Genomic DNA, 366 nt, shown 5'->3' with positions numbered 1-366 from the left:
ACAGCGAGTCGATGTTCTTCGGCGACCTGCCGAACGCCTCGCAGGCGGCCGACGAGTTCTACGCCCTCCTGGCCGAGATCGGCGCCGCTGCGCCGGAGCGGCTGCACATCGAGACCTGGGACATCCGTCTCGAGCTCGAGCGCACGTCCTAGGCCGGCGCGGCGCGGTCGGGCCACCGCAGCTCCTGGTCGGCCAGCGCCCGCTCGACGGACTCGACGAGGCGGTCGACCTCGCCGTCGCAGGCGTCGAGCTGCTCCCCGTCGAGCAGGAGGTGCCAGCCGCCCTGGTCGTCCTCCGCCACCACCACCGGTGCGGCGCTCTGGGCCGCGGCTCGAACCTCGTCGGGCTGGTCGTCGCGATGGAAGG

1 protein-coding gene is annotated in these 366 nt (G+C 73.2%); it reads right to left on the bottom strand.

The genetic code is table 11. The features are described 5' to 3' along the window. Positions 1-148: 148 nt before the first annotated feature. On the bottom strand, positions 149-366 hold a 218-nt coding region (locus KH400_RS22495; RefSeq protein ID WP_217228428.1), incomplete at its 5' end, for a hypothetical protein.

It is taken from the genome of Desertibacillus haloalkaliphilus, from assembly GCF_019039105.1.
In the GTDB taxonomy this organism is placed as follows: Bacteria; Bacillota; Bacilli; order Bacillales; family KJ1-10-99; genus Desertibacillus; species Desertibacillus haloalkaliphilus.
This window is presented reverse-complemented; position numbering and strand designations above follow the sequence as displayed.